The sequence below is a fragment of the Pseudaeromonas pectinilytica genome (genome assembly GCF_054780855.1).
In genome coordinates, this window is sequence record NZ_BAAGVN010000352.1 from 25,807 (window position 1) to 47,335 (window position 21,529).

A 21,529-nucleotide genomic window follows, 5' to 3' on the forward strand; every position below is an offset into this window, starting at 1 on the left:
TCATTGTTCGGCACTCTCTTCTGCAAAAAACCGCTTTGGATAACCCATGAGTGAATATCAATACTACGAGTTCAGGGCGCTGGAGCGGCCGCTGAGCAAACCCGAACAGGCCGAATTGCGCCGCTGCTCTAGCCGGGCCTCCATCACCTCGAACCGTTTCGTTAACGAATACCATTGGGGCGATTTCAGGGGTGAGCCTGAGGCGTGGATGAAACGCTATTTCGATGCCCATCTCTACTTTGCCAACTGGGGTAGCAGTTCCCTGATGTTGCGCTTGCCGCTCTCAGCATTAGACAAGAGCCTGTTGCAAGAGTTTGTCGGGCCGTCACCTTCAAGTGCAGGCTCTGGTTTTGAGGATGCGCTTGAAGTCATCGCCACCCCTGAACATATTATTCTGGCGTGGCGCTTTAATGATGATTCCGGTTACTGCGACCGCTTCTGTGACGAAGAGGGGGCTGAGTGGCTGAATCGACTGCTTCCCCTGCGCGATGAGCTGCTCGGTGGTGATACTCGTCCGCTCTATCTGGGTTGGCTGGCGCGAGTGTGTGCCGGTGTGTTGGGGGATGATGATGTTGAGCCGCCTTTGCCTGCCGGGCTCGTCAGTTTGACGCCTGCCCAACAGGCGCTGGTCGAGTATCTGCAACTGGATCCGGATTGGTTGGCTGCCGCCGCCCAGGCCAGCCAGCCGCTACAAGATCCCTCTTCCGAAGAGGAGGGGATGGGGCTCTGGCTGGCCGAGCAGACACTGGAGGCGCTGAGGGCTAGTGTGGCTCTGCTGCTGGCGGGGCGATCTCAGGAGGCGCAACAAGGAGTAAGACAAGCCTATCTCGCCTGGCAGGCCGCCCGGCGTCCGGGTGCAGAGGCCTTGCCGCGACGCACTCTTGCCCAGATCGGCGCCGGTATTGAGCAGGTCCGCGAACAACGTCTGGCACGGGAAAAAGCGGCGCAAGCTATGTTGGCGGCCAAGCAAAAAGCGGCTCGCGAGGTGCAACTGGTCAAACTGGCTGCCAGGTCAGCGCAGGTTTGGCAGGAGATCGATACCTCGCTACAACGGGGCAGTGGCGTGGGTTACGATCAGGCGCTGCGGCTGATTGTGGAGTTAAATGATGCTCTCAAGCATGTCGGTCATGAGGCCGAGTTCCAGCTCAGGTTGCTGAAACTGATGCAGGTGCATGGCACAAGAAAAGCATGGGTTACCCGGCTCAAGCAGGCGGGTCTGCTGACAGGCATTTCGCTTTGACTCCCTCATTCCTGCCTCTTGGTTGGCTGATAGTTCTGATATGGGCCGAGTGGCCATCCGCTATTCCACCAAGGCCACCGATTTGACTTGCAGCCAGATGGGTTGGCCGGGGTGTATGCCTAACTCATGGGCGGAGCGGGTGGTCAGGCGGGCGATCAGGATCGACGCGCCGACGCGGACGCGCACCAGCGTCAGGCCGGGGTGTTCATCGGTCAGCATGGCATCGACCACGCCGGGAAGATGGTTCTGGATGCTGGTGTCGACTTGATGCTGCAGTGACAGGCTGACATCCCGCGCCAGCACCCGCAGCCGTCCCTTATGGCCGATGGCATGGCCCTGATCCCGCGCCCAGAGCGAGCCGCCGGCAAATGCCATGCGCATCAATCCCCACTGGGAATCCCGTTCGCAGATCTCGCCCTCCAGCACCACACCCGCCTCTTCCCCCAGCCGGATGGGCAGATCGAGCCGGGAGAGGATCTCGGTCAGCGGCCCCTGGGCCAGGGCTCGGCCGCCCGACATCACCACCAGATGGTCGGCCAGGCGGGCCACCTCATCGGGCGAGTGGGTGACATAGAGGATGGGGATCTGCAGCTCGTCGTGCAGTGTCTCCAGATAGGGCAGAATTTCCCGTTTGCGCGCCAGATCCAGCGCCGCCAGCGGCTCATCCATCAGCAGCAGTTGCGGACTGACCGCCAGGGCGCGGGCTATGCCGACCCGCTGCTTCTCGCCGCCGGAGAGCTCGGCCGGTTTGCGCGTCAGCAGGTGTTCGATACCCAGCAGGGTGATGGCCTGATCCAGGGCGATGGCCGGTGTGCCGCAGCTGCGGCGCTGGCCATACAGCAGGTTGTTGCGCACCGAGAGGTGGGGGAACAGGTTGGCATCCTGAAACACATAGCCGATGGCCCTGTGGTGGGTCGGGCGATAGTGCTGCTCGTCCTGCCATACCTCGCCGTTGACCACGCAGCGCCCCTCCGGGCGCGAGCCCAGACCCGCAAAACAGCGCAGCAGTGTGGTCTTGCCGGATCCGGAGTGGCCGAACAGGGCAGTAATGCCCTGGCCGGGCAACTGCAGATCGACATCCAGCGTGAAATCTTGCCAGCCCTTGCGAAACCGGGCCTGGATCGGGGTGTGAGCCATGGTTTACCTCAGGGTTTTTTGGCCGCGCCCGAGGTGCAGGCCCAGCAAGACGACAAACGAGAACACCAGCATGATGGCGGCCAGACGGTGGGCATCGGCATATTCCAGTGCCTCGACATGGTCATAGATCTGCACCGAGGCGACCCGAGTGATACCGGGCAAGTTGCCGCCGATCATCAATACCACCCCGAACTCGCCCACGGTATGGGCGAAGGTGAGGATGCTGGCGCTGACAAAGCCCGGCAGCGCCAGTGGCAGGGCTATGGTCAGGAAGCGATCCAGCGGTGAGGCGCGCAGGGTCGCGGCGGCCTCGAACGGGGCATCACCTATGGCTTCGAAGGCACTCTGGAGCGGTTGCACCATGAAGGGCAGGGAGTAGAACACAGAGGCGATGACCAGACCGCTGAAGGAAAACGGCAGCGGATCGATGCCGAACCAGGCCAGCAGCGGCGCGATTGGCCCGTGAGGGCCCATGGCCAGCAGCAGGTAAAAGCCGAGCACCGACGGCGGCAGCACCAGGGGCAGCGCGACTATGGCGCCTATGGGTTTGCGCCAGCCACTGCGGGTGCGGGCCAGCCACCAGGCCAGCGGGGTCGCAATCCACAACAGAATAAAGGTGACGACACTCGCCAGCTTGAGAGTCAGCAAGATGGCTTGCCAGTCACTATCGGTTAACCACATCCGTGCATCCTTGCGTTATTCGCGGGGGTATCCCCGAGCGTGATTCTGGGAGCGCGCGATCCTGATCCGCGCCCTGCGTTGCGAGTTGTCCAGCAAGATACGCGCCAGAACCCAATTCACATCCGATAAGGCAGAACCTGTTCCCATGGCACCATGCGTTATGTAGGTAAAAACCTAACGCGGGTTCGGTTGGCCTTTATTTTGCAATTCTGCTTCGGGCCCGGTCGTCACCTCGCATCCCGCCGAGGTGAATTTTTGGCAACGAGATGGCGATTTATGCCCTGTAGGCTGCTGTTTTACCACGTTTATGGCCGGAGCCTGGCTTGGGGTGCGACTTACTCCGGCTTCTCTCCCGGAATTTGCTCGTGATAATCATGGCATTCTGTCGTTATGGTGACACGAACATAGCGACAATGACGACAACAAGACAAAAAGGAACTTTCTGATGAAACAACCCTCACATCTGTTCACGTTTGTACTCTTTGCCCTGACGCTGGGTCAGGTTTCTGCAGCCCGGGCCGACGAGGTGGTCGTCGCCGTGGCGGCCAACTTCCTGGCACCGTTGCAGGAAATCAGCGCCGAATTCACCAAGGAAACCCAACACACTACAGTGATTACCGCGGGCGCTACCGGCCAGCTGTTTACCCAGATCCAGAATGGCGCGCCTTTCGAGGTGATGGTGAGTGCCGATAGCAAGACGCCGAAGAAACTGGTCAAGGCCGAGCTGGCCGTCACCGATTCCCAATTCACCTATGCCCGCGGCAAGCTGGTGTTATGGTCGGCGGATCCGGCGCTGGTCGATAGCCAAGGCGCTGTGCTCAAGGCGGCCAGCTTTAAACATCTGGCCATCGCCAATCCGAAGACAGCGCCCTACGGCCAGGCGGCCATGGAGACTATGGCCAAACTGGGCCTGACGGCGGCATTGCAACCCAAGCTGGTGCAGGGCGAGAACATTGCCCAGGCCAAGATGTTTGTCGATTCCGGCAGTGCCGAGCTGGGCTTTGTCGCGCTATCCCAAGTCTTCAAGGGCGGCAAGGTGACCAAAGGCTCGGCCTGGGAAGTACCGCTGGATCTCTACGCGCCTATCTATCAGGACGCTGTATTGCTGAAAAAGGGTGCGAACAATCCGGCTGCCAGCGCCTTGCTCGCCTATCTGAAGAGCGATAAGGCCAAGGCGATCATGGCGCAATACGGCTATATCCACTGAGTGCTAACTCTTATACACAAGTCACCCGGTTGTTCAGGAAAACTGGAAGCAATCGGCCGTTTTCCCTTCGTTCAGAAGGCGGCAAAGCCCTCCCTCCCCTTTTTTCAAGGGGAGGGCTGGGGTGGGGTTTGCTTTTGGGCTTGTGAAACATCAAGAGCCACCCCCTCCCAACCTCCCCCTTGGCAGGGGGAGGAGCTGTTCGAGTCATTTTTCGGCATTTATCTCACCAAACGACCCAAGATGTGTATAAGAGACAGATCCGTGGGCGCTCCACCGCGCCATCCCTGGCGCGGAGGGTCAGCTTAGCGCTACCTAGTCGATGTCGTGAGTGATCGACTATTCGGAACGGCTAGTTAGCGAAAGAACATCACGCCAGCTGTGGGCTGGCGTGATGGTTTTGCACTCAAACGGGCAGCGGCAAGTGGCTGCGTTTAGGCCGGGACACCCAGGATCACATGGCTGGCCTTGATCAGGGCGGAGGCGGGTACACCTTCCTTGAGGCCCAGGTCCAGCACAGCTTCATTGGTGATCACCGAGTAGACCAGGTTACCGCCCGGTAGCTCGATACCGACTTCGGTGTTGACCGCGCCCTTGGTGAGGAACTTGACGGTACCGGCCAACTGGTTACGGGCACTGAATTTCAGGGTGGCTTCACCGGCCAGCACCATGACCCAGGGGGCCTTGATGAGAGCCGTCGCGGTTTTGCCAACCGCCAGCTCCAGGCTGTTGACGCTGGATTCGGTGACGATGGCGACAATCTTGTCACCGCCGTCCAGGGTGAGCTCGACTTCGGCATTCACGGCACCATTGACGAGGGCGGAGATGGTGCCGGTGAAGATGTTCCGTGCGCTGATATTCATGGCGAATTCCTTGTGATCTAGGGTGCGAGATAACTTGGCCCGATTTTCGCTATGCATGAGAGGGTATAGCGTGGTTTCTGGGCTCGGATTGACTCTACGCGCCTGCGTTCGTCGATCACAACCATAGCGCTACTGGTTTTTTAGCCACTAAACCGGGTTCTGTCCGGATTCTGGATCCGGTGGCGGGCTTCGTTGTAACAGGGACGACATAACGACAATGACGCAAAACACACACATATTGCGCACCAAATTAGAGGTCGAGACCGAGTTCGGAGCCTTCCTCGGCGACACCCGCATCCGCTTGCTGGAGGCCATCGCCATTCATGGCTCCATCTCCCAGGCGGCGAAAAAGGTGCCGCTCTCCTACAAGGCGGCTTGGGATGCTATCGACAATATGAACAATCTGGCGGAGCAACCTCTGGTGCTGCGCAGCGCCGGTGGGCGACAGGGGGGTGGTACCCAGCTGACGGCCTATGGCAAGAAGGTGGTGGCCCTCTATCGAGCGCTGGAGGCCGAGTATCAGGCGGCGCTGGATCGACTTACCGCCAGCATGCACGAAGAATCCGACAATGATTTTCAGCAATTTCGACAACTGCTGCGGCGGATGTCGATGAAGACCAGTGCCCGCAACCAGTTTGCCGGCGAGATCGTCGGTATGCGCAGTGGCCAGGTGGACTTCGAGGTGCGCCTGCGGCTGGATGCCGAGAATGAGCTGGTGGCGGTGATCACTCGCGAATCGGCTGAATCCCTCGGGCTGACGATGGGCATGGAGATGTTCGCCATGGTCAAGTCCTCTTCCATCCTGTTGCTGACCGATACCCGCGTGAAGACCACGGCCCGCAATCATCTGTGGGGCGAGGTGAGCCGAATTCACGAGGGACCTGTGAACTCCGAAGTGATCCTGACCCTGCCCAGCGGCAAGACGGTCTGCGCCGTGGTGACCCACGACAGTATCGGCAAGCTGGAGTTGCAAGTCGGGCAGCAGGCCTGTGCCGTCTTCAAGGCGTCGTCGGTGATCCTCTGCCTGCAATCCTGAGCTTTTTTGGAGATTGACCATGAACCCTTATGTATTGGCGGATAGCTGGCTGCAGCAACTGCTGAGTGACGATGTGCCCCATGGCGATCTGACCAGCTGGGTGCTGGAGCTGGGGCAGCAGAGTGGCCAGATGCAGTTCTCGGCACGTTACGCCATGGTGTTGTGCGGCAGTGAAGAGGCGCGGCGGCTTGGCGAAATGCACGGGTTAAATGCCGTGGGAGCCGTTCGCCCGAGCGGATCCCGATTGCAGGCCGGGGAGCCGATCCTGACCCTGGCTGGCCCCGCCGATGCTTTGCATCGGGTGTGGAAAACCGCCCAGACCCTGATGGAGTATCTCTCCGGCGTGGCCACGGGCACCGCCGATCTGCTGGCTGCCGCCCGGCGCGGCAATCCACAGGTTGCTTTGGCTTGTACCCGCAAGAACTTCCCCGGCACCAAGGCGGCGGCGATGAAGGCCATTCTCTGTGGCGGCGCTCTGCCTCATCGTCTGGGGCTCTCCGAGACCCTCTTGCTGTTTGCCGAACATCGATTGTTTCTCGGGGACGAGACGGCGGCGCAGACGGTGGTTCGCCTGCGCCAGCAGTGCCCGGAGCGTAAGCTGGTGGTGGAGGTGAGCTCCGGGGCCGAGGCCGAAGTCTGGGCAGCAGCGGGGGCCGATGTGCTGCAGCTGGAGAAGCTGCCGCCTGCCGAGGTGGCGGCCGTGGTGCAGATTAGCCAGGGTTACCCGCAACGACCTGTGGTCGCGGTGGCCGGTGGCGTGTCGCTGGCGAATGCCGAGGTCTATGCTGCCACCGGCGCTCAGGTGCTGGTCAGCAGCGCTCCCTATCAGGCCCCGCCCAAAGATGTGCAGGTGACCTTCTCGATGGTCTGAGTCGTGCGGTTTTCTGAGCTCGCCGGTGGCTGAAACTCCTGCCTGAGGGCATAATCGACTCCCATTAATGCCGATTCAAACGACAACAAGCACGGGCTCGGGAGTTACCGATGAAACAGACAACGATAGGCACCCTGATCGGGTTGGCACTATGGACCACCAGCGGCCCGAGTTGGGGCTGCGCTGATGTGGATTGCTCACCACCACAGACCCTGCAACTCACCGCCGAGCAGTGTGGCCTGACCGGCCTGCCGTTTCTGGCGGCGGACAATGACACCCGCATCACACTAGCGCTGCTGACCCAGGCGCAGGGGCAATCCCTCTTGCAGGGGCAGGATCCCGAGACCCGGCAATCGCGCCCGTTATCGGTCCCCTTTGCGGTCTCCGAATTGCTCTCTCCCGAACCCATGACGCCAGCTGCACCGGATGCGGCCTCGGCGCTGGATACCCTGGCCCAGACGCTGGGCGTCCAGCCTGCGACTCTGGCGACTGCCCATGAGCGGGGCAACGGCTGGCTGGAGGGGCGCTGTGGTTTGAATCGTCCCGAGGTGGCGGAGCCCTTCTTGCGGGCACTGCAAGCCAGCGGTCTGCCCGCCGAGCAGCAGCAAGCCCTGGCCGAGGCGCGGGTCGCGCTGATCGGCCTGTGTCAGAGCGATAGCCTGCCTGATTTCACGGCCTTGCCAGCGGCGGCGGAGGCGACTCCGTTCAGCGACTATCTGCGCGGGGCGCGTGCCTTCTATCTGGGGGATTTTGCCGAAGCCCAGAGCCGCTTCACCGCCCTGAGCCAGCAGGAGCAGCCCTGGTTGAAAGAGACCGCCAGCTATCTTCTGGCTCGTGTCGCTATCAATCAGGCACAGGCCAATGCGCTGGATGAGTACGGCTTCTTCGATGCCAGCAAGGTGGACAAGGCGCCGTTGGTCACCGCCGGGCAGGCGCTGGATCACTACCTGGCGGCCTATCCGCAGGGGTTGTACGCCGCCTCGGCCCAGGGATTATATCGCCGGGTCTATTGGCTGCAGGACGACGGGGCCAAGCTGGCTGCCCTCTATGAACAGGCGCTGCAGAGTACCCAGGTAGACGAGGGGCTGCCGCTGTGGAACGAGATCGATCTCAAGTTGCTGGCCAACAAGACGCCTGTGACCTCGCCGCTGTTCTTGCTGGTGCAGGATCTCAAGCGCCTGCGACTTCATCCGGAGTGGGAAGAGAGCTGGCAACCGCTGACCACCGAGGAGCTGAACGCCCAGCAGGCAGCATTTGCGGCGGCGGGGCTGTCGGCACAGTGGGAGTATCTGCAACTGGCTCATCGTTACTATGTGGCCAAGGATTATGCCGGTGTGGTGCAGGCGATCGCCGCGCCTCAAGGCTCCGGGCCGCTGGATCTGCTGGCCTTCAGCCGCCAGATGCTGCGTGGCATGGCGCTGCAGGCCCAGCAGCAATGGCCCCAGGCGGAGGCGCATTGGCAGCAACTGCTGGCCGCCAAACCCGATGCCCTGCAACAGCAACTGCTGCAGTTGGCTCTGGCGATGACTCTGGAGCGGGCGGATAAGCTGGCCAGCCTGTTTGCTGCGGGGTCCTTGGTGACCCGGGATGAGCTGCGGGATCCGCTGCTGCGGTTCAGTGCCTCGGCGCCGCTGTTGCGCCAGGTCAGTGCCGACGGGGGGGGGAGTCACGAGCTGCGCAATACGGCGCTCTATACCCTGCTGGTCAAGGATCTCAACCGCGGTTACTACACTGATTTCCTGCAGGATCAGGCTCTGCTGGCTCAGGCTCCAGCTCAAAAGCCCTTCGATCTGGCCCCCTTCAGTCAAGGGGCGAGCAACGAGGAGGGCTATAGCTGTCCGGCCTTGAGCGAGACAATAAGCCAGTTGGCCAGCACCCAGGCTGGGGGCAAGCCGGCGGCCAAGGCCCTCAATTGCCTGGGCGAGTTCTTCTATCGTCAGGGCTGGGATGAGTCGCCGTTGGGCAGCAAGCCGGGAGCGACCCTGCTGGGTGGCGCACCGGATCGCTTTGCTGGTGCGGCCCACGGGCGCCTGGCGCTGTATCAACAGGTGATCGCCGACCCCAAAGCTCCCGCCGAGGAGCGTAGCTATGCCCTGTTCCGCGCCATCAACTGCTTTGCCAGCAGCGGCTATAACCACTGCGGCAGCGAAGAGATCCCCAAGGCGGAGCGTAAACGCTGGTTCAATACCCTCAAGCAGAGCTATGCCGGTTCGGTCTGGGCGAAACAGTTGAAGTACTACTGGTGAGTCGCGGTAGCAGCGTCGGGCTGCTGGTTCTGGGCAGCCTGATGGTCGGGTGGTGGGGCTGGATGGCAGCAGATGCCTCCTCTGCGGCTGTGGTTGCACCAGCGACGGATCACCCGATCCGGGTCGACGCGGCGCTCTATCGCCAGTTCTGGCTGTGGGCCGCGGTCAAGCCACAGCCGGTGCTGCATCAGGCCCAGCGGCTCTATCTGCTGCAGGGGCACATCAGCCAATACGGGGGAGAGGCGCGCTTGCAGCCGCAAGGGCTACCGCCTTCCCCTCTCAAGGTGCCGGAGCTCTGGCTCAGCTATCGGGTCGCGACTCTGGATTGGCAACCGGGTGTGGTCCGCGATCTGTTGCGTCAGCGCGCCGCCTGGCAGGCCAAAGGCAATCGGGTGATCGGCATTCAGATTGATTTTGATGCCGCGACGCCGCAGCTGGCGGCCTATGCCAACTTCTTACGCGGGCTGCGGCGGCAGTTGCCCGCCGATTGTCAGCTCGGCATCACAGGGCTGCTGGATTGGGGGGCCAATGGGGATGTCACCACCCTCAACGGCCTGAGCGGCGTGGTGGATGAGCTGGTGGTACAGACCTATCGCGGCCGGACCACCGTGGAGCACTATGAACAGTACCTGCCTGCCCTCAAGCGGCTGACGCTGCCCTTCAAGTTGGGACTGGTGCAGGATGGCGTCTGGAACCCGGAGTGGCAGCGGCAGTTTGCCTCTCAACCCAATTATCGCGGCGAGGTGGTGTTTCTGCTCAACTCCCGCTGAATGGCGATCCGCTCACGAGTGATGGGGTTTGCTGGTGGTATGGCGAATGCGCTTGCGGGATGACAATTGCAGCAGGCTGACGATAAATCCCCGCTGGTGCAGGAGCTCGATCGCCTGTTTATGACTTTCGCAGATGGTGACATCCGCATCCTTGACTATCACCGGATGGGTGGCCTGATTGATCTTCAAGAAGATATTTTTCGCGCCTTGAGCCATGACCAGCACAGTACAGCGCAGGCCATGGCGTTCCGCCCAGGCGATTCCTTCCCGCATCAGTTCGGTTGATTCCGGAGTACGGCCGAGCCAGCCATCCATATCCACCACATGAGCCCAGGGGGTGGGCTGGCCTTGCTGCATCCAGGTCTGTTGCAACTGCTCGACCCAGTCGGCGGCCCCCTCCTGATTGAAGGCACCATCGAGAATGGAGATACAGACATTGCCAATCCAGTGGACCGTCGAGTGACCGTGTGCCTTGGTGACCATACGCGAGCCTGAGAGTGGAAACGAGTGTTTCGAGTATAGGCCCGGAACGCCAGGATGGGCGGCGGCAGGATAAAACCAGGCCCACCCAGAACTCGCAGCAGGGTCCGGTGATTCGGACCTTGCCGCGTTTGTCAGACTTGCCCTCCCCACCAGCCCGGATCCTGGCGGTGGAAGGCTTCGCGCAGGCGGCGATACTCGTCATCGGGCAGAGGGCCGTTCAGCAGGCTCACGTTGTGGTGCAGGTGAGCCGGGTTGGCGGTTCCCACTATGATGCTGCTCACTCCCGGGGTATAGGCGCTGAAACGCAGGGCCAGCTCCTGCCACTCCAGGCCGGGTGGTAGCAGGTCCGGATCCCGCTGGCGCATGGTATCCCAGCGCCACCAGTACTCTTCGGCATAGTCCCCAACCGGGCAGGCGGCAAAACGCCAGGGCGCGTTGGCGACCGGACGCTTGGCGATCACCCCGAGCCCGGCGGCGCTGGCCTGGGGCAAGCTCTGCTGGATGACTCGTTGATCGCACAGGCTTAGCGAATGCTCGACACTGCCGAACAGACCGGAATTCACCGCCCAGGCCAGCTCGTCATTCTCGCCGGAATAGGCGATGACTCGGATTTTTCCGGCCTGTTGTGCATCTTGCAGCGCCCGGATGGCATCGCCCTGCTGCAATACGGCCAGCGAGCAGGAGTGAAGATGGACTATGTCCAGATAGTCGGTCTGCAGGCGCTGTAGGGCCGCATCGACGCCGGCCCGGATGCAGCCCGGGCTCCAGTCGGCGTGACCGGCCATGTCATACCCGACCTTGGTGGAGATCACCAGATGCTGACGCTGGTGGCCAAGATGACGGCCAAGGCGCTCCTCGGAGAGGCCATAGCCGCGGGCGGTGTCGAAGAGTGTGATGCCCTGATCGACGGCAAAATGCAGCAGTCTGGCCACTTCCGTCTCATCGAGGCGAGCGTCGCCGATCTGGCCTGCGCCCAATCCCAGCACCGAGACTCGTAATCCGGTGCTGCCCAAATCACGATATTCCACGGTTGAGATCTCCGTTGCTGATGAGGTGCTGACCCAGGGCATGGGTCAGCTCGGTGGCCAGGCGATGATCTTCCTCTTCGCTCAGGCCACTGACGCCGATGGCTCCGAGGACCACACCCTCATGCCAGAGCGGCACGCCAACGGCAAAGCCGGTGAAGCGCGGATCGCTCCAGTAGGGCAGGGCGCGGCCGGATTCCCGACTCCAGTTGCCCAGATCCCGGGTAGCTTGCCGATCCCGGGCCGCGGTGTAGCCCTTGTTTTGCGCCAGCACACCGCTGTGCAGGCCGACTCCAGGCTGGCGGATAAAATAGAGCAGCTCGCCATGGCTATCGCAAATCGCCAGCGCAATGGGTGCTGCGGCGGCGAGCTGGCGATCCAGCCGGGAGCTAAGCACCTCGTGCAATACGGAATGGTCGAAGGTCATGGTAGCTCCCGACCGCGCATGGTGACGTACAACTGATACCAGTCGCCGCGGCTGAGCTGGACGCGCTCGGCGGCGCCACAGGCGCGGATCCGCTCTGGATGGCTGGTGCCGATGACCGGCTGAATGCCAGCCGGATGTTGCATCAGCCAGGCCAACACTATGCTCTCGGTGGTGACTCCATGCTGCTGTGCCAGCTGCTGCACCAGGGCGGCGGTGGCATGGACCGCCGGGGGCGCATCCTGAGGTGCGGCGCCGCCAAACCAGCCTTTGCCGAGCGAGCCCCAAGCCTGGATCTGGACCTGGTGTTGACGGCAATACTCCAGGGTGTCGCCCCAGACTCGGGCTCCCTTGCCCTGGTCATCATTGAAGCAGGTGCCGTTGTCGACCCAGTCATGCTTGAGCAGGCTCATCTCCAACTGATTGGCGATCAGGGGTTCCGGAAGATAGCTCTGCAACAGCGCCATCTGGCCACTGTGCATATTGGAGACCCCGAGATGCCGTACCTTGCCACTCTGCTTGAGGCGAAGCCAGGCTTCGGCCACTTCCGCCGGGTCCATCAGCGGATCCGGGCGATGCAGCAGCAGGGTGTCCAGATAGTCGACGCCGAGTCGGGAGAGGATGCCATCCACGCTCTGCAGCAGATAATCCCGGGAGAGATCGTAACGCTTGGGGCCTTGTTCATCGCCGAAGCGGATGCCGCATTTCGATTGCAGCAAGATGCGATCCCGCAGCGAGGGATCGCGCTTGAGCAGGGTGCCGAACACCTGCTCGGCCTTACCCAGGGTGTAGATATCGGCATGGTCAAACAGAGTGATTCCAATCTCCAGCGCTGCTTCGACAGCGGCTTGGGCGTGGGCAATATGGGCTTCGGTCACTGGCTGCTGGTCCCAGCTGCCGCCTAATCCCATGCACCCGAACACCAGGCGGCTGCTACTGGGCAGCCGCTGTTGCAGCACAAATGCGTTCGACATAATCCGCTCCTCGATGATGAATTTGCTAAACTAGCGCAGGCCGCATATTCTCGTACCTTGGTGCGAGAAAGCAATACTAAAGTACGAGATTTCAAACCAACGACGGGAGACATGATGTCAGATTGCCAATCAGAACCAGAAACCAGCTTTGCCGACCGCTTGCGGCAACTGATTGCTGGCGAGAGCGTGTCGGCATTCTCCCGGCGGGTCGGCCTGTCGGAGGCGATGATCCGCAAGTATCTCAATGGCAGTGAGCCGACCCTCTCTCGCGCCAATCAGATTGCTCGTCAGGCCAACTGTTCGCTGGAGTGGCTGGCCACCGGTCACGGCTTCCAGTATCGACAGGCCGAGGTGGTGGACATGCAGGCGCTGGAAGAGGCGCTGATGCTGGCGCTGGAGCAGCTGGATCCCGGCACGCCGCTCTCCAACGAAAAAGCCTTGAAGTTGCTGGTGGCGCTGTATCAGTACTTGCGCACCACCAAGCGTGCCGATGGCTCGCTGGATAGTGCCGCTACCCGTGACTTTGCCCGTCACCTGATGGGGTTATGTCATTAGAGCGTGAAGCGGGCCTATTCTTTCGATAACCGGCCTTGCTCACTGGCGATTTGTTGCTGCAACCACTGTTCGGCGTCGGCTCGGTTCTCGAAGAAGGCATAGGGAATCCCTGATGCCTGGTAGATGTTGCCCCAGAAGGCTTTGAGCAGGCCACTGACGGAGCCATGGCGCAGTTGGATGGCGGTGCCGCAACGTCCCAGAGGTTGATGGCTACGGGTAATCTCGATCAGCGCCTCGGCAGCCTCGGGTGTCATCAGTACATTGCCGTCGATGATGAGATGCACCCCCCAGCGTTGGCCGCGCAAGGCTTCGACATGGCGAGCGACGTCCGTTTGGTATTGCAGTACCAGCTCCCGATTGATGCCTTCGGCGATCGTCAGACGCAGCAGTGTGTCCAGACGTTCGATCTGGTAATAACCGTGTTGCAGTTGATTGTCCGGGGTATGCGAAAGTGGCATGAGGAAATGGCGGCCCGGTGAGTTGTTTATCAAAAGACTAGCCGAAACAGGAAGATATGGAATAGTTTTCGAATTGTTTTGAGACAGCAGCCCTTGCGGGCCGCTGTCCGGTAACCCGCTATTATTTCTTGTTCAAATCGACCAGAGGCTTGTTGACCAGCTTGACCGGCTCTTTGCCCTGGATCTTGGCTACGTCGGCCAGCGCCTGTTCGGTATCCGCCTTGCTACGCAGCAGGGTGTAGCTCAGATCGAAGCGTTGGCTTTGCCCCGGTTGCAGTTTCGGCACCAGACCCAGAGGACGCTGATACTTGGTGTTGTAGGCGTAGCTGGTACCCGGTTCGATGCCGGTGACATAGCCTTGCTGTTTGGTATCGGTATTCTTCCACAGGGTCAGGACCGGCAGCTGCTTGACGTTGTAACCGACCGCGACACCCTTTTCTCCCGATTTATTGTGCAATACAGCCAGGGTGTTGCCATCCGCATCGGCCTTCGGTTTCAGGTTGAACACCATCTCGTCATAACCCTTGGTCGGGGCCAGATAGGTTTGCCAATCCTTGAGACCCGCCTTGGCGTAGTCGTTGAACGGTGAAATCTCAGTGGCGGCGGCGGTGAAGACGGCGCCCTCTTCCAGCAGCGGGGTGCCGAAGTTGCTGTGGTAGATGATCTGGTATTCATCTTCGTAGTCGGCGAAGTTGGTCAGCTCGTCGTGCAGCTCGAAGCGATTGCTGCCCGGGGCGACGCTCAGCTCGGTCCAGGTCACCAGATTGGTCTTCTTGAAGGTGCGCTCGGCCACCTGACCGCGGACATGGATGGTGTAGGGTGGCTGCTCGTCGATGATCACCTTGACGGTGGAAGCCGGGGTGTTCTGGGCGCGACCGTGCAGGCTTAGCAGTTGGCCGTTGTCATCGACACCGGGGTGGCCGGTCCACTCATAGCCGCAGCGCACCATCATCTCGTTGAAACCATCCAGCCAGCCCAGGCCGTTGCGGCTTTCCAGATCGATATTCGCCGGGTTGACGATCTCCTTGACCGGGGAGTCCCAGCCCAGGCGCAGATCGCCGCTGGTCACCTGGTAGATGCCCATGCCGCGGGTCGGGACCAGGGTGATTTCCATGACGCCGTTGTTGATCAACAGGACATCGACCCCTTCCTGCTTGCCGCCATGCAGACGGCGTTTTTCCAGCGTGAAGGGGGTCTTGCTCTGGATGCCGAGGGATTCGCTGCTGACCTTCCAGTTACCGACATCGCTACCGGTGGTGGCATCACTCAGAACGAATTCGGCGGCTTGGGCAGCGAAGGAACCGATGGCGAACAGGATGGCGGCAGAAACAGGTTTTAACATGACAAGTGCTCCTTATGTGGTTGTTTGCTGACAGATGAATCGTTTCAGCAATGTTTATACACTAGGAACTTGCCGTGTCGGTAACAAGGCTCACATGATGCTTCTGTGAGTCAGCAGCCAGAAAAAACCGGGATCCGCAGGCTGAAATTTGTGCTGGATCGCAGCTGCTTTGATAACGATTTCAGGTGAGCAAGAGCGCAGTACCAGATGTGGTGGCTCCGGCTGAGCGGGGGAGTCGGCCTAACATACAGCATCGGCTGGTGGTGCAGTTGATATCGTTCGGGGCTCGACCGCTATCAGGCGATAGAAAAAACACGGGCTGTGGCGTATTGCGCGCAATACGCCACAGCCCGTGGTCGAAGGTACTGGAATAGTATGTTAGAGCAGAGGTTTGAGGTGCTGATCGTTAATGGCGACCACCTTGGCGACCCGGCGACGGTATTTTTCGTCGGTCAACGGCTCGGTGCGCATCCAGACCCGGACAATTTCCAGCGCCAGTACCGAACCGATGATCTTGCCGCCCAGACACAGCACATTGGTGTCAGAGTGGGAGCGCGCCAGTTCGGCACAGAGCGGATCCTGACAAACGGCGGCGTACACACCGTATAGTTTGTTGGCAATCATGGCGCTGCCATAGCCGACGCCATCGACAAAGATGCCGCGCTCCACCAGTCCCTTGCTCACCGCCTGTGCGGCGGGATAGACGCTGTCCGGTAGGTCGCAGGCGTTTTCATCGTACGCGCCAAAATCCAGGGTTTCGTGGCCCAGTGTTTCCAGCAGAGCCTGGATTTCTTGTTTCAAGGCAAAACCGGCATGATCGGATGCCAGGGCAATTTTCATTTTCTACTCCTTGGTGCCATCGAGCCCCGAGGCCCGGTGGGTGGTCGCGCCAGCATGACGGACGCGATCATGGGCTGACTCAGTCGTGGGCGCGGACTTTGAGGACCCGAGGAATGACATGGATACCGGGCTTGTACTGTTCATGGATCGCATTGAGCGTCAGGGTCAGCGCTTTTTCTGCGATCAACGGGAACTGTTGCGGCAGGGCGTTGACCCGGATGGGCAGGTAATCCAGCAGTCGGTTGTCACCAAAGGTGGCAAGCCGCGTGACGGCCAATAACTCGGGATGCTGAACTAACTCATCCAGTACCCCTTCGAGCAGGACATAGGAGGTGGTCAGTATCGCCTGGGGGACTCGGCCTTCCTTGATCCATTTGGCACACAGATGGGCTCCGACTTCGCGACTGAAGTGGTCGCCATACTGGATCTGGGGGATCAGCTGGGGGGCGGAGTAGCTGATGGCTTTGCGAAAACCCAGCTCCCGTTGCTGGGAGATGGCGATATCCGCCACGGCCCCGATAAGACCAATGCTCTGGGGCTGACTGGCCAGCAGGGAGTCGGTCAAGCGGATGGCGCCTTGCATATCTTCGCTGATCACCGAAGCGAAATACTCATCATCCATGGCCCGGTCGATGGCAATGATCGGAACGCCCTTGGCCTGTAAGTCGCGGTAGAAGCGGTTGTCGGTCTCCAGCACGCTGGAAACCAGCAGAGCATCGATGCGACGAGCGACCAACATCTCGGCCAGGGCCATTTCGGTCTGCGGATTATCATCGGAGCAGGTGATGATGAGCTGAAATCCTTCTGCGCGGGCACCAGCCTCCAGTAATTTGGCCAGACGGGCATAACTCTGGTTTTCCAAATCCGGCAGGATAAAGCCGAGCAGACGACTGCTGCCCAGACGCAAGGCGGTAGCCGCCTGATCGGGTCGATAGTTGTGTTCTCGCACCACGTTCATGACCCGTTCCTGAGTCTTGGCGCTGATGCGGTGCTGTTCCGCTTTGCCATTGATCACGTAGCTGGCGGTGGTGCGGGAGACACCGGCCAAGCGGGCCACTTCTTCGAGTTTCATAGGCGGTTCTCCTGGTGCGCTGTTTTTTCGTGCAGCAAGTGTGCTCTGCGTCATATTACGGAAAACTGGTCGTTTGTTCGAGCTTGAATATAACACTGAAACGATCCAGCATTGAAGCTGAAACGATTAATCTGTGATGTCGACCTATAATCAGCACCAATCAAGGTAGCGACTGGATAGGTTCCATGCAAGCCACTATACCTAATCCATGCGTTCGAACTGTATACATGAGGTAACCACCATGCTGACGCTGAAAATTGATGATGTACAACTCGGAGCTGCGGCGGCCGATAAGAGTGAGGCCATCCGTCTGGTTGCGGCTCGCTTGACGGATGCTGGTCTGGTTGCCTCCGGGTATGTCGAGGGTATGTTACGTCGCGAAGCTCAAACGGCGACTTATCTGGGCAGTGGCATTGCCATCCCCCATGGTACCACCGATACCCGAGATCTGGTCCAGCAGACCGGCGTCAAGGTACTGCACTTCCGCGATGGAGTGGAGTGGGCCGATGGGCAGAAGGCTTATGTGGTGATCGGTATCGCCGCCAAGTCGGATGAGCATCTGGGCATCCTGCGTCAACTGACTCGGGTGCTGTCCGATGATGAAGTCGCGGCGCGTCTGCCGGGTGTGCAGTCTGCCGCCGACCTGACCGCACTGCTGAACGGTGAGCAGCTCAGCCAACCGTTGTTACTGGATGATAGCACCCTGCTGCTGGATTTTCCGGCGCAGGACCTTCCTGCACTGCAGGCCGCCGCTGCCGGTTTGCTGCGCAATGCCGGTGCTCTGGCGCCAGCCGCGGTAAATGCCGTGCTGGCGACAGCGGCCAATCCACTGGGGCAAGGTCTCTGGTTGGCTCGTGTCGCCGATGATGTGCTGCGCACTGGCGTCGCCTTTGTGCGTACCGCCCAGCCGTTCAGCCATGAAGGTTTCCCGGTGCAGGGATTGGTGCTGATTGCCGCCCGCGATGGGCAGCACAAGCCGGTTCTCGATCGTCTGATTGCGCTCATCTCCGAACAAACAGTCGCCAGTTTATGGCCTGCCACGGGAGCCGAGGTGGTCAAACTGCTAACCGAAGAGCCCCGTGATGGTCTGGAGGCTACCTACACCATCATCAACCCCCATGGTTTGCATGCCCGGCCGAGCGCCATGCTGGTGAAAACGGTCAAGGAATTTGAAAGCCAGATCTGGGTGGCCAATCTGGATGGTGATAGCAAGCCGGTGAATGCCAAGAGTCTGATGAAGCTGGTCAGCCTCGGTGTACGTCAAGGCCACCGCCTGCATTTTACCGCCCAAGGCAACGATGCGCCGGTCGCCCTACAACGTATCGGCCAGGCGATTGCCGATGGTCTGGGTGAAGGAGCTGGGGAATGAGTCATCAAACAACAGCACCGATCCTGACTCTGACGCTGAATCCGGCCCTGGATTTGACCGGGCATCTGGAACAGATGCAGGTTGGCGAAGTCAACCTGGTGCGTTCCGGCCATCTGCATCCGGCGGGCAAGGGGATTAATGTGGCTCGCGTGCTCAAGGATCTGGGTGCCCAGGTGCTGGTCTCCGGATTCCTGGGGCAAGAGAACCAAGCCCCATTCCATGAGCTGTTCCATGAGTGTGAATTGGGCGATCACTTTTTGGTGGTGCCCGGTGCCACCCGTATCAACGTCAAGATGGTGGAAGCCAGCGGCCGAGTCACCGACCTGAATTTTCCGGGCGTAGCCGTCTCGGAAGGCGAACTGCTGCGGTTTGAACATCGCCTGCAGGAGTTGTTACCGCAGATCGAGTATGTGGTGGTGGCGGGGAGCCTGCCGGGTGGCGTCACTCCGGTGCGTCTGAGTCAATGGCTGCATCTGCTAGCCGAGCAGGGCAAGAAAGTGTTGTTCGATAGCAGCGGTGCGGCCATGGCCGAAGGTCTGGCGGCTAAGCCGTTCCTGATCAAACCGAACGAACATGAATTGGCCGACTGGGCGGGGCAGCCTCTGGAGAGCCTGGAAGCCCTGATGGCTGCCGCCGAGTCGCTACAGCTGCGCTATGACATTCCCCACGTAGTGGTCTCCCGCGGCGCCGATGGCGTGCTGTGGCGCGCGGGCAGCAGTTGGTGGCAGGCCAAGCCGCCACGGATGAGCGTGGTGAGCACTGTGGGTGCCGGAGATTCTATGGTCGCTGGTCTGGCCTGGGGACTGAGTCAGTCCTGGCCTATGGAAAAAATTCTGCGCCTGGCTTCGGCGGTCTCCGCCCTGGCCGTGACGCAAATCGGAGTCGGGGTCGCCGATCCACAACAGCTTGCCGATTTGATGGCGAGCATCGACGTTCAGCAACTCAGTTGAGGTTTTTCTGATGAAGATTGTCATTGTTACCGCCTGTCCCAGCGGGATCGCCAACAGCATCATAGCGGCAGGGTTGCTGGAAAAAGCCAGCGCCGAGCTGGGTTGGTCGGCTGTTGTCGAATGTCATAACCAGCTGAGTGAGCCTCGGGTGCTGACTCAGGAAGAAATTGCGGCCGCCGATCTGGTGGTGGTGGCCGGAGCCGATATCGATCTGGCCCGTTTCCACGGTAAGCGGCTGTATCAGGCTGCTGTGACTGCAGCGTTGCCGGACAGCAAACAATTTTTACAAACGGCAGAGCAAGCTGCTGTTCCCTACACACATCAAGCGCCAAGCAAGGAAACTGCTATGAGTATGAAGCGTATTGTGGCGATTACGGCCTGTCCGACCGGTGTGGCCCATACCTTCATGGCTGCCGAAGCCATTGAGGGTGAAGCCAAGAAGCGTGGTCATTGGGTCAAGGTGGAGACGCGCGGCTCGGTCGGGGCCAAGAATGCCCTGACAGCCGAGGAGATCGCCGCCGCCGATTTGGTGATCATCGCAGCCGATATTGAAGTCGATCTCTCCCGTTTCAACGGCAAGAAGCTGTACAAGACCAGTACCGGTGCGGCGCTGAAAAAGAGCGCGCAAGAGATGGACAAGGCCTTTGCCGAGGCTCAGGTGTGGTCGTCCAGCCAGCCTTCAGCCGATAAAAACAGTGGTAAAGCCGAGCTGCCAGGTGTCTACAAGCACTTGATGACCGGGGTTTCCCACATGCTGCCGATTGTGGTCGCCGGTGGTTTGTGTATTGCGCTGTCGTTTGTGTTTGGTATCGAGGCCTTCAAGGTCGAAGGAACGTTGGCTGCAGCCTTGATGAAGATTGGTGGTGCTTCTGCGTTTGCCTTGATGGTGCCGGTATTGGCGGGCTATATCGCCTTCTCGATTGCGGATCGTCCGGGTCTGGCTCCAGGCTTGATCGGCGGTATGCTGGCCAGTTCGCTGGGCGCTGGTTTCCTTGGCGGTATAGTCGCGGGTTTCCTCGCCGGTTACAGTGCCAAGTGGGTGGCTGACAACGTCAAGTTGCCGCAGACCATGGAAGCCCTGAAACCCATTCTGATTATTCCGCTGGTGGCCTCCTTGGTGACCGGTCTGGTGATGATCTATGTGGTCGGTGGCCCGGTTGCCTCGGTGATGACCAGTCTGACCGAATTCCTCAAGGAGATGGGCTCTGCCAATGCGGTGCTGCTGGGGATTATCATCGGCGCCATGATGTGTTTCGATCTGGGTGGTCCGGTCAACAAGGCAGCGTACACCTTCGGTGTCGGTCTGCTGGCGTCCCAATCCTATGCGCCCATGGCCGCGGTTATGGCCGCCGGTATGGTGCCGGCGCTGGGCATGGGTCTGGCGACCTTCCTGGCGCGCAACAAGTTCAGCGAGCCGGAGCGTGAAGCGGGTAAGGCTTCGTTCGTTCTGGGTCTGTGCTTTATCTCCGAGGGTGCAATTCCATTTGCCGCTCGTGATCCGATGCGTGTTATTCCTTCTACCATGTTGGGCGGTGCTATTACTGGTGCTCTCTCCATGCTGCTGGGTTGTACCTTGATGGCTCCCCACGGTGGTCTGTTTGTCATGTTGATCCCGAATGCCATCAATCATGTATTCCTCTATCTGCTGGCGATTGCTGCAGGGACCGCCGTCACCGGTATCCTGTATGCGGTACTCAAGCCGAGTGAGGCTGCTGCCGTGACGACGGCACAATAAGTGTGAAGCTCTCGGTGCTCGATGGAGTACCGAGGGATGTGAGTCGAAGTCCTGATTGCCCGGCCAAGTGCCGGGCTTTTTTGTGTCCGATAACCCTGAGTCCTAATCTCTAACCGTGAAAGATCAACAAGCTGGACTCTGTAAGTTTGATTAAATAAAGCACAGCTATCCTCTAAATAACCGTTCCGAAATGTAGATCACTTATCCGGGAAAGAAGGGAACTCGGCGTCGTTTGTGCGATCTGATTAATCGCC

Annotated in this window: 21 protein-coding genes; 10 read left to right on the top strand and 11 right to left on the bottom strand. The window is 60.2% G+C overall.

Annotated features, from left to right (window positions below; all coding sequences use genetic code 11):
• Window positions 1-46: 46 nt before the first annotated feature.
• The gene (locus ACYVG7_RS17990; RefSeq protein ID WP_460884469.1) at window positions 47-1,240 is read left to right on the top strand and encodes a hypothetical protein; all 1,194 of its coding nucleotides are present in this window, start codon (window positions 47-49) and stop codon (window positions 1,238-1,240) included.
• 60 nt (window positions 1,241-1,300) lie between these two features.
• Here the strand turns inward: ACYVG7_RS17990 and modC are convergent, their stop codons facing one another.
• Together modC and modB are read right to left on the bottom strand one after the other, a co-directional pair.
• Window positions 1,301-2,377: a molybdenum ABC transporter ATP-binding protein gene (gene modC / locus ACYVG7_RS17995; RefSeq protein WP_460884470.1), complete on the bottom strand. Its 1,077-nt coding sequence runs from the start codon at window positions 2,375-2,377 to the stop codon at window positions 1,301-1,303.
• Between the two features lie 3 nt (window positions 2,378-2,380).
• Entirely contained in the window at window positions 2,381-3,058 is a 678-nt protein-coding gene (gene modB / locus ACYVG7_RS18000) for a molybdate ABC transporter permease subunit (RefSeq protein ID WP_460884471.1), read from the bottom strand.
• 445 nt (window positions 3,059-3,503) lie between these two features.
• On the opposite strand from modB, the gene modA reads away from it, so the two are divergent.
• A complete protein-coding gene (gene modA / locus ACYVG7_RS18005; RefSeq protein WP_460884472.1) occupies window positions 3,504-4,265 on the top strand; it encodes a molybdate ABC transporter substrate-binding protein in 762 nt (253 codons plus the stop codon).
• A 431-nt stretch (window positions 4,266-4,696) separates the two neighbouring features.
• Here the strand turns inward: modA and ACYVG7_RS18010 are convergent, their stop codons facing one another.
• Complete coding sequence (locus tag ACYVG7_RS18010; RefSeq protein WP_460884473.1) at window positions 4,697-5,125, bottom strand: TOBE domain-containing protein; 429 nt, start codon at window positions 5,123-5,125, stop codon at window positions 4,697-4,699.
• A gap of 217 nt (window positions 5,126-5,342) precedes the next feature.
• On the opposite strand from ACYVG7_RS18010, the gene ACYVG7_RS18015 reads away from it, so the two are divergent.
• The 4 genes from ACYVG7_RS18015 (at window position 5,343) to ACYVG7_RS18030 (ending at window position 10,048) form a co-directional block, all read left to right on the top strand.
• Window positions 5,343-6,161 carry a TOBE domain-containing protein gene (locus tag ACYVG7_RS18015; protein WP_460884474.1) on the top strand — a complete coding sequence of 273 codons (819 nt, stop codon included), beginning with the start codon at window positions 5,343-5,345 and terminating at the stop codon, window positions 6,159-6,161.
• 19 nt (window positions 6,162-6,180) lie between these two features.
• Entirely contained in the window at window positions 6,181-7,032 is an 852-nt protein-coding gene (gene modD, locus ACYVG7_RS18020) for a ModD protein (RefSeq protein WP_460884475.1), read from the top strand.
• Between the two features lie 110 nt (window positions 7,033-7,142).
• Window positions 7,143-9,278 carry a hypothetical protein gene (locus ACYVG7_RS18025; RefSeq protein WP_460884476.1) on the top strand — a complete coding sequence of 712 codons (2,136 nt, stop codon included), beginning with the start codon at window positions 7,143-7,145 and terminating at the stop codon, window positions 9,276-9,278.
• A 62-nt stretch (window positions 9,279-9,340) separates the two neighbouring features.
• Window positions 9,341-10,048 carry a DUF3142 domain-containing protein gene (locus tag ACYVG7_RS18030; RefSeq protein ID WP_460884490.1) on the top strand — a complete coding sequence of 236 codons (708 nt, stop codon included), beginning with the start codon at window positions 9,341-9,343 and terminating at the stop codon, window positions 10,046-10,048.
• Between the two features lie 12 nt (window positions 10,049-10,060).
• On the opposite strand, the gene ACYVG7_RS18035 is transcribed toward ACYVG7_RS18030, so the two are convergent.
• The 4 genes from ACYVG7_RS18035 to ACYVG7_RS18050 all read right to left on the bottom strand — a co-directional run bounded on the left by ACYVG7_RS18035 (window position 10,061) and on the right by ACYVG7_RS18050 (window position 12,954).
• Window positions 10,061-10,531 carry a hypothetical protein gene (locus tag ACYVG7_RS18035; protein WP_460884477.1) on the bottom strand — a complete coding sequence of 157 codons (471 nt, stop codon included), beginning with the start codon at window positions 10,529-10,531 and terminating at the stop codon, window positions 10,061-10,063.
• Window positions 10,532-10,662: 131 nt separating this feature from the next.
• Window positions 10,663-11,559 (bottom strand): aldo/keto reductase, encoded by an 897-nt coding sequence (locus ACYVG7_RS18040; protein ID WP_460884478.1) that lies wholly within the window; start codon window positions 11,557-11,559, stop codon window positions 10,663-10,665.
• Complete coding sequence (locus ACYVG7_RS18045; RefSeq protein ID WP_460884479.1) at window positions 11,546-11,983, bottom strand: GlcG/HbpS family heme-binding protein; 438 nt, start codon at window positions 11,981-11,983, stop codon at window positions 11,546-11,548. The genes ACYVG7_RS18040 and ACYVG7_RS18045 overlap by 14 nt, the downstream gene beginning before the upstream one ends.
• The gene (locus ACYVG7_RS18050; RefSeq protein WP_460884480.1) at window positions 11,980-12,954 is read right to left on the bottom strand and encodes an aldo/keto reductase; all 975 of its coding nucleotides are present in this window, start codon (window positions 12,952-12,954) and stop codon (window positions 11,980-11,982) included. The genes ACYVG7_RS18045 and ACYVG7_RS18050 overlap by 4 nt, the downstream gene beginning before the upstream one ends.
• Before the next feature lie 114 nt (window positions 12,955-13,068).
• On the opposite strand from ACYVG7_RS18050, the gene ACYVG7_RS18055 reads away from it, so the two are divergent.
• The gene (locus tag ACYVG7_RS18055; RefSeq protein WP_460884481.1) at window positions 13,069-13,509 is read left to right on the top strand and encodes a helix-turn-helix domain-containing protein; all 441 of its coding nucleotides are present in this window, start codon (window positions 13,069-13,071) and stop codon (window positions 13,507-13,509) included.
• Window positions 13,510-13,523: 14 nt separating this feature from the next.
• On the opposite strand, the gene ACYVG7_RS18060 is transcribed toward ACYVG7_RS18055, so the two are convergent.
• The 4 genes from ACYVG7_RS18060 to cra all read right to left on the bottom strand — a co-directional run bounded on the left by ACYVG7_RS18060 (window position 13,524) and on the right by cra (window position 17,221).
• The gene (locus ACYVG7_RS18060; RefSeq protein WP_460884482.1) at window positions 13,524-13,967 is read right to left on the bottom strand and encodes a hypothetical protein; all 444 of its coding nucleotides are present in this window, start codon (window positions 13,965-13,967) and stop codon (window positions 13,524-13,526) included.
• Window positions 13,968-14,088: 121 nt separating this feature from the next.
• Window positions 14,089-15,309 (bottom strand): aldose 1-epimerase family protein, encoded by a 1,221-nt coding sequence (locus ACYVG7_RS18065; RefSeq protein ID WP_460884483.1) that lies wholly within the window; start codon window positions 15,307-15,309, stop codon window positions 14,089-14,091.
• Between the two features lie 378 nt (window positions 15,310-15,687).
• Window positions 15,688-16,149 carry an RpiB/LacA/LacB family sugar-phosphate isomerase gene (locus ACYVG7_RS18070; RefSeq protein WP_460884484.1) on the bottom strand — a complete coding sequence of 154 codons (462 nt, stop codon included), beginning with the start codon at window positions 16,147-16,149 and terminating at the stop codon, window positions 15,688-15,690.
• Window positions 16,150-16,228: 79 nt separating this feature from the next.
• The gene (cra, locus tag ACYVG7_RS18075; protein ID WP_460884485.1) at window positions 16,229-17,221 is read right to left on the bottom strand and encodes a catabolite repressor/activator; all 993 of its coding nucleotides are present in this window, start codon (window positions 17,219-17,221) and stop codon (window positions 16,229-16,231) included.
• Window positions 17,222-17,462: 241 nt separating this feature from the next.
• Here cra and fruB point away from each other — a divergent pair, with 241 nt between their 5' ends.
• From fruB to fruA, 3 genes are read left to right on the top strand one after another with little or no spacing between them, the layout of a single operon-like run.
• Window positions 17,463-18,590, top strand: coding sequence for a fused PTS fructose transporter subunit IIA/HPr protein (fruB, locus tag ACYVG7_RS18080; protein WP_460884486.1), 1,128 nt, complete (start codon window positions 17,463-17,465; stop codon window positions 18,588-18,590).
• Window positions 18,587-19,540 carry a 1-phosphofructokinase gene (gene pfkB, locus ACYVG7_RS18085; protein WP_460884487.1) on the top strand — a complete coding sequence of 318 codons (954 nt, stop codon included), beginning with the start codon at window positions 18,587-18,589 and terminating at the stop codon, window positions 19,538-19,540. Before fruB ends, pfkB begins: the two co-directional genes overlap by 4 nt.
• A 10-nt stretch (window positions 19,541-19,550) precedes the next feature.
• Window positions 19,551-21,275 carry a PTS fructose transporter subunit IIBC gene (fruA, locus tag ACYVG7_RS18090; protein WP_460884488.1) on the top strand — a complete coding sequence of 575 codons (1,725 nt, stop codon included), beginning with the start codon at window positions 19,551-19,553 and terminating at the stop codon, window positions 21,273-21,275.
• Window positions 21,276-21,529: the final 254 nt, after the last annotated feature.